This window comes from Photorhabdus akhurstii (assembly GCF_018448925.1).
In the GTDB taxonomy this organism is placed as follows: Bacteria; Pseudomonadota; Gammaproteobacteria; order Enterobacterales; family Enterobacteriaceae; genus Photorhabdus; species Photorhabdus akhurstii.
This window is the reverse complement of the sequence record NZ_RCWE01000115.1, coordinates 1-664: the sequence shown is the minus strand read 5'-3', so window position 1 is coordinate 664 and position 664 is coordinate 1. Positions and strand designations below refer to the sequence as shown.

The 664-nt window shown below is 53.6% G+C and carries 1 protein-coding gene; it reads right to left on the bottom strand.

Annotated features, from left to right (window positions below):
* The coding region (locus EAE93_RS23990) for an AMP-binding protein (RefSeq protein WP_214040737.1) at positions 1-664 on the bottom strand (664 nt) is incomplete at both ends.

Sequence of the window (664 nt, the reverse complement as noted above, 5' to 3'; positions counted from 1 at the left end):
ACTTTTGCTGAGTGACGACGCAGGGGGATTGGGTATCGTCCAAAATAAACCGAACCCGCTCTAATGGATATTCAGGGGAAATGGGGACATAAGCGCCCCCGGCTTTCAGTGCCGCCAGAATACTGATGACCATGTCCAGACTGCGGTCGAGGTAGAGAGCGATGGGGGTATCCGCTTGCACAGGGACATGATGGTGCTGCTGACACCGTTCACGGAGCACATAAGCCAGTTGGTTGACTCGTTCGTTAAGCTGGCGGTAGGTCAGGGATTCGCCTTCAAACACCAGCGCGACGTTATCCGGTGTGCTTTCCACTTGGGCTTCAAACAGTTGTTGCAGGGTTTTATCCTGCGGGTAAGGCGCGTCGGTCTGATTCCAGCAGTGCAGCAGGGTATAACGTTCCTGGGCAGACAGGATGTCAATTTCGGACAGCGATTGTGTCTGGTCTGCCACGAATGCTTCTAGCACCCGTTGATAAATCCCCGCCAGTCTCTCGATGGCAGCCTCAGCAAACAGGCTGACGGCGTAGTTCAGACAAGCGGTAATATCGGTTTGCCCATCGGATAGAAACAGGCTCAGGTCAAACTTAGCAGGGCTGTATAACGATTCATCCAGTGTCACCGGCCTGAACGGCAGACGACTGTCTGGCGGATTTTCTTCAAAGTT